The sequence below is a fragment of the Streptococcus sp. SS4 genome, from assembly GCF_030440125.1.
Classification (GTDB): Bacteria; Bacillota; Bacilli; order Lactobacillales; family Streptococcaceae; genus Streptococcus.
Window position 1 is genome coordinate 309,182 of record NZ_JAQFJM010000001.1, and the last position, 14,990, is coordinate 324,171.

Sequence of the window (14,990 nt, forward strand, 5' to 3'; positions counted from 1 at the left end):
AGTTTCCTTTTCTTAATAAATAATCCTTCTTATCATATCACATTTTTCACTAACAATTTTTTGAAAATTCTAGTAAAATCAAAGTAAGAAAGACTTCAAGGAGATTACTATGTCCAATCTAATCGATTATCTTGAAAAGGTTAAGGATATGCCTTTTGACCAAGAACCACTTAATATCTTGGATAAAGTTTGCATCAATGAAATTGGCTACCTGACTTATGAAAAATACCTCACAGCAAGTGATTTACAGAAAACCTTCAATTTACATGACTATGCCGAGGGTAAAGAGCTAAATCCTGAGTATACCTTCATGGTGACTAAGGAACGGGTAGATTTGGCTGAAGCCATGGTCAGGTCGAAGCGTTTCGCTAGACTTAATCTAAGTGACTACTGTAGTGTCTTGGACAAGGAAGTCGAAAAGCAGTTTGCAGCCATGATTTTTAGCCTGCCTGAACTGGACTACCAGCAGATTGTTTTTCGTGGGACAGATGATAGCGTCATTGGCTGGAAGGAGGATTTTCAGCTGACCTACAGTCGGGAAATTCCTGCCCATCGCTCAGCTATTGCCTTTCTGTCTGAGCACTTGCCAAACCTTAGTGGCCATATCGCTGTTTCTGGACATTCCAAGGGTGGTAATCTTGCCCTCTATGCGGCTGTCCAAGGCTCAACTGCTCTACGCGAGCAAATAGCAGAGCTTTTGCTCCTAGATTCTCCAGGGTTGATGAAGCCCCTCTTAGAGAAGCCTTCTTACCAAGAGTTAAAAGCCAGGATGACAGTTGTTAGACCTCAAGATTCTGTTGTGGGGGTTATGCTCTATTGGGATAGGCCTGCCCAGCTAGTCGCAGCAGAAGGCATTGGATTTGCTCAACATAACGCCTTGACTTGGGAGGTTGACCTGGAGACAAGGGATTTTATTTATGTGGACCAGCCGACAGACCTGAGTCAACGCTTGGAAGGAACTTTCCAAGAATGGATTGAGACCTTGCCAAATCAAGAACTCAAGCAAGTTTGCGATTTGGTTTTTGATACCATCCTTGATTCAGGTATTGAAAGCCTCGATGATATTGGCATCCAAGCCTTGCCACAGATAGGTCAGATGCTGCAAGAATTTGGCAATCTCTCGGACAAACAAAAGAAGGTCTTGCAAGACGGTTTCAACCAATTACTCTGGATATTTTGGAAGTCAGGAAATAAAAAATCTACCCTGCCCAAGCTTGAACTTCCTGATTTTATCAAGAAGTTGGGTGAATTGACAAATAACGATTAGGGGCAGCTGGACTATAGGAGTGGAGGATATCATGCCTAAAAACGTACTTATTACAGGAGCAACATCAGGAATTGGCGAAGCAACGGCGCGTGCCTTTGCTAAAGAGGGAGAAAATCTCATCCTAACAGGTCGCCGTGTGGAGCGTCTTCAAGCCTTGAAAGAAGAGCTCCAATCGACCTATCCAGACCAAAAAGTTTGGACTTTTGCACTGGATGTTACCGATATGGACATGGTCAAGGATGTTTGCCAAGCCATTCTCAAAAGTGTGGGGCAAGTCCATGTTTTAGTCAATAATGCAGGCCTGGCACTAGGCCTAACAGCCTATCAAGATTATGAAGAGTGGGATCTACTGACCATGCTCGACACCAATGTCAAGGGCTTGATGATGGTGACACGTCAGATTTTGCCAAGTATGGTTGCTGCTAATGAGGGCCATATCATCAATATGGGCTCTACGGCGGGCATCTATGCCTATGCAGGTGCAGCTGTGTATTCAGCTACAAAGGCCGCAGTGAAAACTTTCAGCGATGGTTTGCGTATTGATACCATTGCCACAGATATCAAGGTGACAACCATTCAGCCCGGTATCGTTGAGACCGACTTTTCACAAGTTCGCTTTCACGGTGACAAGGACAAGGCAGCCAAGGTTTATCAAGGTTTGGAAGCCCTCCAAGCCCAAGATATTGCGGATGCTGTCCTCTATGTCACCAAGCAACCACGACGCGTCCAGGTTTCAGACATGACCATCATGGCAAACCAACAAGCCACAGGGTTTACGATTCATAGGGGGAATAAATAGAAGATAAAAACATGACCTTCGGGCCGTGTTTTTTTGTTTGAATTTTCCCAAAACTATGAAAGAAACCCTGAAAATGCTATAATGTAAGGGATTACGACAGGACGGAGAGGTGAAACAATGGTTTCTAGAAGAGAGTTTTCAGAATTAACTAGGGTTCAGATTCCAGCAGCCTTACACTTAATGCGTTTGGGGTATACATATCTTCCTCATAATGGTAAGGAGATTATGGGAAGAGATCCTGAAACAAATATTTTACTTCGAATTTTTAGAGAGCAATATTTAAAGTTCAACAATTATGCAACTGATTTGGATGTTGAAAGAGAACTTAATAATATCAAGATTGAATTAGATCAAAATGACTTAGGACGTGCTTTTTATAAACGTATAGTAAGTAATAGTGGTCCAACTTATATTGACTGGGAAAACCCTAAGAATAATACATTTCACCTTGCTTTAGAGGTAACCTGTCAAAATGGAGGAGACGAGTTTAGACCTGATATTGTCATTTTTATAAATGGCTTGCCACTTTCATATATTGAAGTGAAACAACCTAATGCCATTCGTGATGGTAAGACTGCTATTCAATCTGAGCAATCACGAACAGCTGTTAGATTTGAGAATAGGAGATTTCGTCGTTTCAATAATATTACCCAATTGCTTTCATTCTCAGATAATTTACCTTATATCAGTGGTCAAGGTCAACAAAAGCAAGGGTCCTTTTACTGTTCAAATGCATTCTCAAAAACTAAATTCAATGCATTTAAGGAAGAAAGAGAAGAGGAACTAATTTATTCTATACGTTCATTAGGTGAAGAGGAGATTGACGCAGTATTAAAAGATGTTAATCGATTTGCCTTGAAATCTCAGCCAGAATTTAAGACAAATCAAGATCCAAGTACACCTTGTAATACATTTATCTCATCACTCTATCAAAAGGAAAGATTATTGTTTTTGCTTCGCTATGGATTAGCTTATGTAGAAGAACACTCGAAAGATGGCACTATTCAACTGCAAAAACATGTGATGCGTTATCCACAGTTTTTTGCAACAAAGGCAATTGAGGATGCAATTGGAAAAGGAGTGAAGAAAGGTGTAATCTGGCATACACAAGGGTCTGGAAAAACTGCCTTGTCTTATTTTAATATCAGGTACCTTACAAATTATTTCTCAAAACAGGAAATTGTTCTTCAGTTTTATTTTGTAGTTGACCGCTTAGATCTTGCAGACCAAGCTACGCGAGAGTTTACGAAACGTGGCTTGAAAGTAAAAAGGATTAACCGTCCACAAGAATTGAATGAAAAACATGATGCTTATCAAGTTGCTGTCGTTAATATTCAAAAATTTAAGGATAATTCAGATTTAACAGATCATTCAGGCTATGATTTAAATCGTCAAAATATCTATTTTATTGATGAAGCTCACCGTTCATATAATGAGAAAGGCTCCTATCTCCCAAATCTATACAATGCAGATAAAAATGCTATTAAGATTGCGCTGACTGGAACGCCCCTAATAACATATAAAAAAGATGGTAAAACCAAGGAAAGTCATGCAACGACACGTGATATTTTTGGTGATTATATCCATAAATACTACTACAATCAATCGATTGATGATGGTTTTACACTTCGTCTGATGCGTGAAGATATTGAAACCTCTTATAAAGAGACTCTTCAAACCATCAATGAAGAAATCTTGCGTGGAGATCTTTCAAAAGATGATATTTTTGCTCATCCACGTTATGTCTCACCAATGTTGGATTTCATTCTAGAAGATTTCAATAGAGCACGCGATATTGTCTTCGATGATGATTCCATCGGTGGAATGATTGTTTGTGATTCATCTAAGCAAGCTCGTGAGATTGAAAAGCAATTAGAAGAACGTAGAAGTCGTGGGGAGACAAATATCACATCAGCTTTAATTCTTCATGATGAAGGAGATAAAGAGTACAAGAAAGATCGTGTAGAGAGCTATAAAGAAGGTAAAATTGACCTTGTCATTGTATATTCGATGTTGCTAACAGGATTTGATGCACCTAGATTGAAAAGATTGTACTTAGGTCGCAAAATCAAGGCCCATAACTTACTTCAAACATTGACACGTGTTAATCGTCCATACAAGGATTATCAATTTGGATATGTGATTGACTTTGCAGATATTTCGAAAGAATTTGATAAAACTAATCGTGCTTATTTGGAGGAGCTCAATCAGGAATATGATCTAAAAAACACAGGAGAAGATGCTGAAAATGTTTTTGGTTCTCTCTTTGTTTCAGCAGATGAAATTAGTAAACAGCTTGAAAAATCAGAGACAATTTTGATGAATTATCCAACTGAGAATCTAGAGTTCTTCTCTCAAACCATCGACGAAGTGAGGGATAGACATCAACTGATTGAGTTACGAAAAGCTCTAGAAGCGATGAAGCAATTTTATAATGTTGCTCGACTTTTAGGACATCGTGAACTTCTAAATAAAATTGACATTAACCAGGTTTCGACTTTGTTGAACGTGATTTCAAGACGTTTACTTAACCTCTCACTTATGGAAAAACCTGATGAATTTTCAAGTCGAACCTTGCTTAATCTAGCAATGTCTGATACGACATTTAGTTTCGTTAAAATCGCAGAAGAGGAGTTACGACTAGCAGCGAATGATCTCTATGAGCTTCGCAAAAGAGTGGCAGGTGGGATTAACGGTCGTCCAGATGAAAAAGACCCTGAATGGGTAAATCTCTATGAGGAATTCCGTAGAATCATGAAGAAACATATGATTTATGAGCAGGAAGGCCTCACAATGGAGAATATCAAAGAAACTCAGACTGAGTATCAAAATCTGTTTGACGCATTTGAAGATTATAAGAGCCGAATGCGACGACTAGCTATGAATTTCAATGGCGATGAAATGGCAGCTCGTTCTTTCAAGCATGTTACCAACTCAACCGTAGTAAGTGAATTTCCAGTTATCTTCCATGTGATTAAAGGCTCAAAAGCCAATTTAGATTATCAAATTGGTCTAAATCAAGGTGTCCTTGATAACAATGATTTTTTGAAACGAATGATTCGTGAACAGGCACGCAAAGAAATGAAAAATACAGAGTCAGCAGGAAATGAAAAGTTGACAAAACAAGACTTCAACAATCTTGTTGAATCTTTATTTGAAGAATACGAACAGGAATATCAAAACTAATGAATGAACAATATAAGGTCCAAGTCCAAAACTTGGTAGATGATTTGAAAGCAGTCTTTACCCACGCTGGTTTAGGAGGTGAAGCAGGAGAGTACAAGCTCCTTACCCAATCTTTCTTGTACAAATTCTTGAATGACAAGTTTCTCTATGAAGCACAAAATGTCGACTCGGAAAACACCTATGACCATTTAGTATCTATGAGTGAAGAGGATTATGATTGGCTCCTAGAGGATATCGGAACTTCAACAGCCTGGATGAAGCCAAATCAATTCATCGAAACGCTCCATCGCAAGCAAAATGAATCCGATTTTTATGAGACGTTTGAGAACACACTCAATCAAATCGCCATTGACAATAACGATATCTTCTCGGTCCATACAGAAGGGGATACAACTGTTCGTCTCTTTAATGAGCGCCTGATTACCGATAACATCTCAGATAGCAGTAAGCGTAACGAAGTCGCAAAATCTGTCATCAATCTCCTTGCTCGCGTTAAGTTTGATGAGGCTATTTTTTCTCAAGGCTTTGACTTTTTCTCTACCATCTTTGAGTATATGATTAAGGACTACAACAAAGATGGTGGTGGGACTTATGCAGAATACTATACTCCTCACTCTGTCGCTAAGATTATCGCTGATATCTTGGTGGGAAATGATAGGCCTCAAAACGTGCGTATCTATGACCCATCTGCTGGTTCTGGAACCTTGCTCATGAATCTCGCCAGTCGTATTGGTGTGGATAAGGCTACTGTCTACAGTCAGGATATCTCACAAAAATCATCCAATCTACTCCGTCTCAACCTCATCTTGAATGGACTGCAACACTCCATCCATAATATCGTTGAAGGCAATACCATTTTGCGTAACCGTCATCCTGAAAAGATGGACTATATCGTATCCAATCCTCCTTTTAAGTTGGACTTTTCAGAGTGGCGTGACCAAGTGGAGGCCTTGCCAGAAGCCAGTGAGCGTTTCTTTGCAGGTGTGCCTAAAACACCTAAAAGTAAAAAGAATTCTATGGCAATTTATGAACTATTTGTTCAGCACATTATCTATTCTTTGAAATCAGACGGACAGGCAGCTGTGGTCTTGCCGACAGGATTTATTACGGCGCAAAATGGCATTGATAAGAAAATCCGCCAACACTTAATAGATAATCAAATGCTGGCTGGTGTCGTTTCTATGCCGTCCAATATCTTTGCGACGACAGGTACCAACGTCTCCATCCTCTTTATCGATAAGAAAAACAAGGGCGATATTGTCCTCATTGATGCCTCAAACCTCGGAACCAAGGTCAAGGAAGGTAAGAACCAAAAGACCGTGCTGTCTCCTGAGGAAGAGCAGAAGATTGTCGAGACTTTTATCAAGAAAGAAGCTGTTGAGGACTTTTCTGTCACCGTCTCTTATGAGGATATCAAGGAGAAAAACTACTCTCTCAGCGCAGGCCAATACTTTGACATCAAAATCGACTATGTAGACATTACAGCAGAAGAGTTTGAAGCCAAGATGACCGCCTTTCAAGACAAACTCTCAGACCTCTTCCAGCAATCACATGCCTTGGAGCAGGAGATTGAAGAGCAAATGAAGGGGTTGACGTATGAGTAGTATAAGGTTAGGGGAGATTGGAAAAATCTCAATGTGTAAGAGGATATTAAAATCTCAGACAAATGAATTTTCAGGAATCCCTTTTTATAAGATCTCAACGTTTGGTGGTACTCCGACAGTCTATATTGATGAAAAGATTTATCGTGAATACAAAGAGAAATATTCATACCCTAAAAAAGGTGATATTTTAATTTCTGCTGCAGGAACAATTGGGAAAACAGTAATATTTGATGGAGAAGATTCGTATTTTCAGGATTCCAATATAGTATGGATAGAAAATGATGAATCAAAGGTAACAAATCAGTTTCTTTATTATTTTTTACAGACAAATCCTTTTATTACTACAAATGGAAGTACCATAAAAAGATTATATAACGATAATTTAAGAGATACTAAGATACCGAATGTTCCTTCAATCCAACAACAAAATCAAATAACAGATATTTTGGGTACTTTGGACAAAAAAATCCAAACCAACAACCAAATCAACCAAGAGTTGGAAGCCATGGCCAAGACCATCTATGACTACTGGTTTGTGCAGTTTGATTTCCCAGACCAGAATGGCAAACCCTACAAATCATCAGGTGGAAAGATGGTCTATCACCCAGAACTCAAACGCGAAATCCCAGAGGGGTGGAGAGTGGAGAAGTTGGGGGATATTACAATATGCCATGACTCAAAAAGAGTTCCGTTATCAAGTAATGATAGAGGGCTTGTAAAAGGTGAAATACCGTATTATGGTGCTACTGGTATAATGGATTATGTCAATGATTATATCTTTGACGGAGATTATGTTTTAATGGCTGAAGATGGTTCTGTAATGACAGAGAAAGGAACCCCTATTTTACAACGTATTTCAGGAAAAAATTGGGTAAACAATCACGCTCATGTGCTAGAACCAATTAAGAATCATAGTTGTAAACTCCTTATGATGCTATTGAAGGATGTTTCGGTTATGAAAATTAAAACAGGTTCAATTCAAATGAAAATTAATCAAGAAAATATGAACAAAATTGTAGTCCCTGCAATTCCGTTGAAATTATTATTTGAGATTAATCAAAAATTAGAAGTGATTGATAAACAGCAACTTAATTTAATCGAAGAGAATAAACAACTTACCCAACTGCGCGACTGGCTCTTGCCAATGCTTATGAATGGACAGGTGAAGGTGGAAAAGAAAGAATAGGATGTAGTTAAATGTTTAATGATAATGTCAGTAGCAAATTCAAGCGTGCATATTTTGTCTCATCATTTTTATTAAGTTACCTATTTCTAATTATAATTATGTATGCTCAATACGTAGAGACAAATGGAAAATTTTTTCCTGATTTTCAAATATTAGTAACTACAAAAAAGGTAGCCTTCATTATTTTATCTATATTATCTTTGTATTCATTAAGTTCATTATGCTATGTAAAGCGTAAGATCTCAGAGAGCAGGGGCTATTTGAGAACTGAGTCAAAAGAAGGCACATTAGGGTACTCTTATAATAATGGAAGCAGGGAGTTCATTTTAGGAGTATTATTACCTGTAGTTACGACAATTTCGGTTCCGGAAGCTCCTATAACAGGAATTATTGGGGTGTTACTGATTCAAATAATTTTAGGTTATTTTTTCTGGAACTCAAATGAACTATTTGTTAATGTTCCCTTAATGCTTTTTGGATATTCATTGGTTATAGGGAAGAAAGATGATCAAGAATTACTACTATTTGTTCAAAATAAAGAGTTAAAAAGGTTACTAGGTAAAAATATAAATTTTGTTTATTTAGGAACAAGTACAAATAGTAATCTAGGTATTGTAGGTAAGGAAATTGGAAATGGATGAAATTTTGAAAAGAGTTGTTTTAGCTCAAGTAATTGAAGATGAAATTGTTGTGAAGTATTTAAATACTGCAGATAAAGAATTAGAGAATATACAGAAGAATATAAAATTTCCAAGTAATGATAAATTAAAAGAAATAAGTGATTTAGGAACTTTTGATAATCCAAAGAGCTTTTCAATTGAAAAATTAACTACAGGAAGTCCATATTATAAGCTGGTTGATTTTTTTGATATTGATTACTCAAAGCCAGAACGCAGATTGAAGAGTATTGATGATATTGATTTTTCAAATTCTCAAAATGGATTCAAGCCAAATCTTGTTTTATATTATTATTTGGAGAATGAAGAAGAAATCATTTTAATTGCGCCTTTAAATATAAATAAATTATTAGTGAAAGATAAATTATTTTTAGGCTTAAAGAAGCATGTTGGTGTTAATAATGGAATTGATATGATTACTCATGAAATTAAAGATAGCATAGAATTACCTATGTCAAGTTTTATTTGTATGATTTCTAAAAAAAATGATACCACTTTTTCGATTAATGTTTATGATACTTTTAGAGTTGATAAGCAATTTCAACTCTATACTCATATAAATGCCTATGCTGAAAAAGTTTTAAAACGCTTTAACAGCAGTGATCAAAATAAATTTTTGTTAACAACTGATAAAATTGAAGTTCAAATTGATAATATTGATTCAATAATGAATGTTGTTACTGATAATGAGGCTTTATCTAAATCACTATCATTTTATAGTGGTCATGGTAACAAAATGATTAATCAAATAACTGGTGAGAAATTATTGTTGGCTATAAATAATTTGAAAGACCATGCTAAAGATGAAAATAACAAATATACTTTGGGTGATATTCCAAAATTTGAAAATAACAAGATCACCGTCTCAGGAAATCAGATTAGAATATTTGTTGCTTTACTAAATAATCAGATTGTAGAAAAAATTCTCAATAATCAAATTGATTTACCTTATTTTTAGTTCTACATCCTGAAAATAGAGGAGGTCAGCAATCATTATGAGTAAAAAAATTGTTGAGTACAAAGACCTGATTGCTTTTCATCCAGGTCAGTATGTCAGTGAGTTAATCGAAGATTACAATGTGACGCAGAAAGAATTTGCAGAGCGCCTGGGAGTTTCTGCCAAGACTGTAAGCAAGCTAGTTAATGCTGAGGAGTCTATTAGTAAGGAGACAGCTCATAAGTTAGCCAAGCTAAGTGGTGTTTCTATGCAGACTTGGCTCAACCTTCAAAATATTTATGATGTGAAAGTGGCTGAAATTATAGAACAAAGAGAGTTTGATCAAGGTCGCGAGAAGGAAATATGCGAGATGATTGACTTTAAGTATTTTAAGCAAAAAGGCTACGTTCCAGAGAAACGCTATAGTATCGGTGAAAAGATTACAGAGCTTCGGAAGATTCTAGAAGTATCGAGTCTAGAATATCTCATGACTTTTAACCATTTAGTGAGTTATCGTAATACACGTGATTTTACCGAAAAGAGTATTGTTAATTCCAATATTATGCTAAAGTTAGCATCTAAAAAAGCTCGTAATAAAACGACCACGAAGCTTAATCGTAGAGAGTTAGAGAGAAGCTTGCCAACATTGAGGGAACTGACGAGACAAGATCCAAAGGATTTTGCTCAAGAGTTGACTGATATCTTGCTAGAGTGTGGAGTTGTCCTAGTGGGCCTTCCTGCTTTAGCAAATGCCAATTTAAATGGTGCAACAAAGAAATTTGGAAACGGTAGTGTCTTGTTGTTATTAACAGATCGTAATAAAGCATCAGATATTTTTTGGTTTTCACTTTTCCATGAGATTGGTCATATTCTTCAGAATGACTTTTGGTCTGATGATGGAGATAGTGACTCTTATAGACGTTCTGAGGAACTAGCAGACCAGTTTGCGAAAGATTTACTAATTGCCCCTCAAGACTATCAAAGATTCATAGATGAAGGTTGCTTTGATAAACAAGCGATTAAGAACTTTTCTGATGAGATAGGCATTCATCCTAGAATTGTTTTAGGTCGACTTCAGAACGATGAGTATTTGGGTTATGATCAATTAAGAGACTTGAAAGTGAACTATTATTTGGTTTCTTAATGGATCTTATAGTGTAATCAAAAGCTTTTTCCGAATAATAAAAGTAGGGGGCAACCCTCTATTTTTTCTTAAGGAGAAGTAAATGGAAAAAAGACACAAGCATGTCTCACCGACCTTGGATATCATGGCTAAGAAGATTTTTAGCCTGCCTGAGGTGACGGTGGCTTTTATTCGAGATATTTTGGATTTGGATGTTGTGGATGCCCAGATTTTGGAGGGGACACAGCTTCATAAAAAAGGCTTTGATGAGGATGAGCTTTTTTCAACGTCAGTGGATGTTCGGGCTAAGTTGAATGATGGAACTGAGGTCATTATTGAGATTCAGGTGCGTAAGCAGCATTATTTTCTCAATCGTTTTCATTATTATTTGGCTAACCAGCTGGTGGAAAATGTGCAACAATTACGTCAACAAGGACAGACGCATAAGATGTACGAGCAGATGGAGCCAGTCTATGGCATAGCTATCTTGGAGAAGACCTTGTTGCCAGATGAGGAGTCCCCGATTAATACTTATTGGATGGCAAATAGTCGGACGGGCAAGCCTTTGTGTTCTTTCTATAAGGATGGGAAACGGCAAAACCTTCTTCAGATTGCCTTTTTAGAGTTGGATAAGTATAATAAAGGTAAACATATTACGGATGAAGGGCGGCAGTGGCTAGAGTTTTTTGGAAATCTCCCATTTTCTAAGGAACCTAGTCAAGCGGTCACGCATGCCGATTCATTACTGGATTCATCCAGCTGGACACAGGAGGAAAAGGCGATGATTGATGAACGCATACGTATTCAAGAAAATTATGACATGACTATGGAAACAGCTATCGATGAAGCACGTGAAGAAGGCTTGGAACAAGGGTTAGAGCAGGGACTAGAACAAGGCTTGGAGCGAGGTCGCCATGAGGGACAACTAGAACTGATTCGTAAGATGCTGTCAAAAGGCCTATCTCTAGAAGTTGTGTCAGATGTGACTGGTCTATCGCTTGAAGAACTAGAGGCATTGTTATCATAAGAGCCAACCGATAGGAGGAAAAGGCGATGATTGATGAACGCATACGTATTCAAGAAAATTATGACATGACTATGGAAACGGCTATTGATGAAGCACGTGAAGAAGGCTTGGAGCAAGGGTTAGAACGAGGCCGTCATGAGGGACAATTAGAACTGATTAGCAAGATGCTGTCAAAAGGCCTTTCACTAGAGGTAGTATCAGATGTGACTGGTCTATCGCTTGAGGAACTAGAGGCATTGTTATCTTAAAATCAGTTGATTTAATCATTTTTTGAAAAGTCAGAGGCAGTTTTTGTCTCTGTTTTTATTTTTAGTCGTTTAACATTTGTAATACTAAAACATTCGGAAAATAATACTTTGAAAGATAAAATTAAAAAAGACTGTCAAACGTTTGACAGAAATCTGAGAAAACAGATTTAAAACAATTTGATTGTTTTAGCCGATAAATCTTGCTAAATAAGCCTTTATGGAAATTTAGAGTTTTCTCTTTCTTACACGTGAAAGAAATTACCTTTTTGTGCGACATTTTTAGACTATAATTTAGAAATGAATAACTGAACTTTCTAATATGACATTTTTGTTAAGGCCTTGTTAAAATGGATTACTTAGCCTTTTATTTTGTTTTCTCATCCTTTATAATTTACTTTGGTTTGTTTTTAATAAGAAAAACAACAGAATCATTAGCGATTTTTAATATTAGGGAATCTTTATTTTCTTTCAAAGGACGGCTTGGTCCTAAGATAGAGAGATTGTGAAAAAAAGTATCAGGAGAATAGACTTGTTTAAAGAAAGAAAAACGAAACCAAAGTACAGTATCCGTAAATATTCCATTGGGGCAGCATCAGCCTTGATTGGGTTCATGGCTCTTGCCAATGGGCAAGCAGCTCAGGCTGATGAGGCACAATCGATTAGTGAGTTGACTGATGCCTCAAATCAGGTACAGACACCTCAAACAGCCTCAACGGCCCAATTGGCAACTTCAGAGCCAGCGTCAGCAGAGACAGTGCAAGCGTTGCAACCTGCCAATATTGCTCCAGTTCAACCTCAGGTAACAACTGTTCAAGCAGCTGAACAGACTCCTACCATTTATCAATTGGTTGAGGCAAGCAACCCACGAACTCAAGAAACCTCAGCAAATGTCTTAACCAATGCGACTGATGATCAAACTCAAGGCAAGGAGTACAGTACAGATGGTTACGGTGCAAAGATGCCTTATAAGACTCATGAGGCAGAAAAGGCGACTGTTGAAAATGGCGCTACAATCCAACAGTCAACGGATATGGAATCTACGGCTGTGGAAGCAACTAATCAAACTTATGTCGAGCTTCCTAAAAAAGATGCGGCAGTGACTTTCAATGTTACTGAGCCAGCCAATGCTTTGAATGTGCGTTATACAATACCTGATGGTGCGTCAGGTCAGTTGGATGTCCAGGTTAATGGATCAAGCGTTGGTAATCTTGATTTGTCATCTCACTCAGCATGGCAGTACCTTAAAGGTGACCATGAGTATGATCAAGCTATTGATGGTTCAAGTGCACGTTTTCGTTTTGATGAGACACGTCTCCTCCTCAAGGATATCCAATTAAAATCTGGTGATAAAATTTCTCTCGTTAAGAAGAAAGATGACAATGTCCCTTATGGTATTGATTTTATTGAGCTAGAACAGGCTCCAGCGCCAGTTACCCAAGGTGAAAATAGTATCAGTATCGTGGATAAGGGTGCATCTGCTAATGATGATAGTGACGACACAGCTGCCCTACTTGCGGCTGTTGAAGAAGCTAAGGCCAGTGGAAAATCTGTCTATATTCCAGAAGGACGATTCAATTTTGACAAACAAGTTAATATCGAAGCGGATAATCTAAAAATTTCAGGTGCCGGTGTTTGGCATACGCAACTACACTTCACAAGTGACAAACGCTATGGTGGTGGTATTGTCTTTGGTCATAACAGTAATGGTATTGAGTTGAGCAATCTCTATATGGATTCCAACTTAACCTCTCGTTACAATGAGGATGCACAGTACAAGGCTATTTCGGGAACACTTGGTAAGGATTCGAAAATTCACGACATCTGGGTTCAGCATTTTGAAGTTGGTATGTGGATTGGAGACTACGACCAGACGGGGAATATGAAGTATACGGACGGTCTTGTTGTTGAAAACGCTCGTATCCGTAATAACTTGGCTGATGGTATTAACTTTGCTCAAGGAACCAAGAATTCAACGGTTAAAAACTCTAATATCCGTGGGAATGGTGATGATGGTTTGGCTATCTGGTCAAGTATTTCAGATGGGACAAATGCCGCAGCCGAGGAAAATAATAAATTCCTCAACAACACCATTGAATCAGGCTGGCGTGCAGCTGGTATCGGTATTTTTGGTGGTAAGGGTCATGAAATCTCAGGAAACCTCATAAAGGACGTCTTTGCTGGAGCAGGTATCCGTGTAAACACAGTCTTTGCAGGCCACAATTTTGACCTCAATGATTCTGGAATTAAGATTCATGACAATACCATTCTACGTTCAGGGACAACTAATGACCTCTATAACCTCCATCGTGGTGCCATTGATTTCCAACAAGTTCGTGGAACAATCAAGAATGTTGCTATCTACGATAATAAGCTATTGAATACCTTGGCTGAGCCGGTGATTACCAAAAACTTTGAGATGGGTGACAATGGTAATGGAGAAATCCGTTTATCAAATAATACGATTGACAATAAGGCGACGATTGTTGGAGCTGTTTCAACAGTTTCTCCAACAAAGCCTGAGCCAAAGCCAGTCAATAATCCAGTATCTGAGACTTCAGTATCAGAAACAGCAAAGAGTGAAGCAGGTTCAAGCACCCCAGTTTCCGAAGCATCCAATAGTGAAGTAGTATCCGAAACTTCGGCATCAGAAACACCAAAGAGTGAATCAGGTTCAACAGCTCCAGTCTCCGAAGTATCTAACAGCGAAGTGGTTTCCGAGACCTCAGCATCAGAAAGACCAAAGAGTGAAGCAACCTCAAGTACTCCAGTTTCCGAGGGATCTAACAGTGAGGTGATTTCCTAGACTCCAGTTTCGGAAACGCCAAAGAGTGAATCAGGTTCAAGCACCCCAGTTTCCGAAGCATCAAACAGTGAAGTAGCTTCCGAGACTTCAGCATCAGAAACACCAAAGAGTGAAGTAACCTCAAGTACTCCAG

The 14,990-nt window shown here is 38.0% G+C and carries 10 protein-coding genes and 1 pseudogene; all 11 read left to right on the top strand.

Features of this window, described 5'->3' with window-relative positions; translation table 11 throughout:
• The first annotated feature begins 109 nt into the window (after positions 1-109).
• The 11 genes and pseudogenes from PCY16_RS01580 (at position 110) to PCY16_RS01630 (ending at position 14,857) form a co-directional block, all read left to right on the top strand.
• Positions 110-1,267 carry an Mbeg1-like protein gene (locus tag PCY16_RS01580; protein ID WP_195413650.1) on the top strand — a complete coding sequence of 386 codons (1,158 nt, stop codon included), beginning with the start codon at positions 110-112 and terminating at the stop codon, positions 1,265-1,267.
• Between the two features lie 31 nt (positions 1,268-1,298).
• Positions 1,299-2,066: an SDR family NAD(P)-dependent oxidoreductase gene (locus PCY16_RS01585; RefSeq protein ID WP_175061166.1), complete on the top strand. Its 768-nt coding sequence runs from the start codon at positions 1,299-1,301 to the stop codon at positions 2,064-2,066.
• A 117-nt stretch (positions 2,067-2,183) separates the two neighbouring features.
• Complete coding sequence (locus PCY16_RS01590; RefSeq protein WP_195413651.1) at positions 2,184-5,252, top strand: type I restriction endonuclease; 3,069 nt, start codon at positions 2,184-2,186, stop codon at positions 5,250-5,252.
• A complete protein-coding gene (locus PCY16_RS01595; protein ID WP_195413652.1) occupies positions 5,252-6,856 on the top strand; it encodes a class I SAM-dependent DNA methyltransferase in 1,605 nt (534 codons plus the stop codon). Before PCY16_RS01590 ends, PCY16_RS01595 begins: the two co-directional genes overlap by 1 nt.
• Positions 6,849-8,042, top strand: coding sequence for a restriction endonuclease subunit S (locus PCY16_RS01600; protein ID WP_195413653.1), 1,194 nt, complete (start codon positions 6,849-6,851; stop codon positions 8,040-8,042). The genes PCY16_RS01595 and PCY16_RS01600 overlap by 8 nt, the downstream gene beginning before the upstream one ends.
• Positions 8,043-8,053: 11 nt before the next feature.
• The gene (locus tag PCY16_RS01605; protein WP_195413654.1) at positions 8,054-8,683 is read left to right on the top strand and encodes a hypothetical protein; all 630 of its coding nucleotides are present in this window, start codon (positions 8,054-8,056) and stop codon (positions 8,681-8,683) included.
• Complete coding sequence (locus PCY16_RS01610; RefSeq protein ID WP_195413655.1) at positions 8,676-9,677, top strand: hypothetical protein; 1,002 nt, start codon at positions 8,676-8,678, stop codon at positions 9,675-9,677. Before PCY16_RS01605 ends, PCY16_RS01610 begins: the two co-directional genes overlap by 8 nt.
• Before the next feature lie 37 nt (positions 9,678-9,714).
• Entirely contained in the window at positions 9,715-10,800 is a 1,086-nt protein-coding gene (locus PCY16_RS01615) for a HigA family addiction module antitoxin (RefSeq protein WP_195413656.1), read from the top strand.
• A gap of 82 nt (positions 10,801-10,882) precedes the next feature.
• Complete coding sequence (locus PCY16_RS01620; RefSeq protein WP_195413657.1) at positions 10,883-11,806, top strand: Rpn family recombination-promoting nuclease/putative transposase; 924 nt, start codon at positions 10,883-10,885, stop codon at positions 11,804-11,806.
• A gap of 14 nt (positions 11,807-11,820) precedes the next feature.
• A pseudogene (locus tag PCY16_RS01625) lies at positions 11,821-12,054 on the top strand (hypothetical protein); the annotation flags it as partial.
• 529 nt (positions 12,055-12,583) lie between these two features.
• Complete coding sequence (locus PCY16_RS01630) at positions 12,584-14,857, top strand: YSIRK-type signal peptide-containing protein (protein WP_229056637.1); 2,274 nt, start codon at positions 12,584-12,586, stop codon at positions 14,855-14,857.
• The last annotated feature ends 133 nt before the right edge of the window (positions 14,858-14,990 follow it).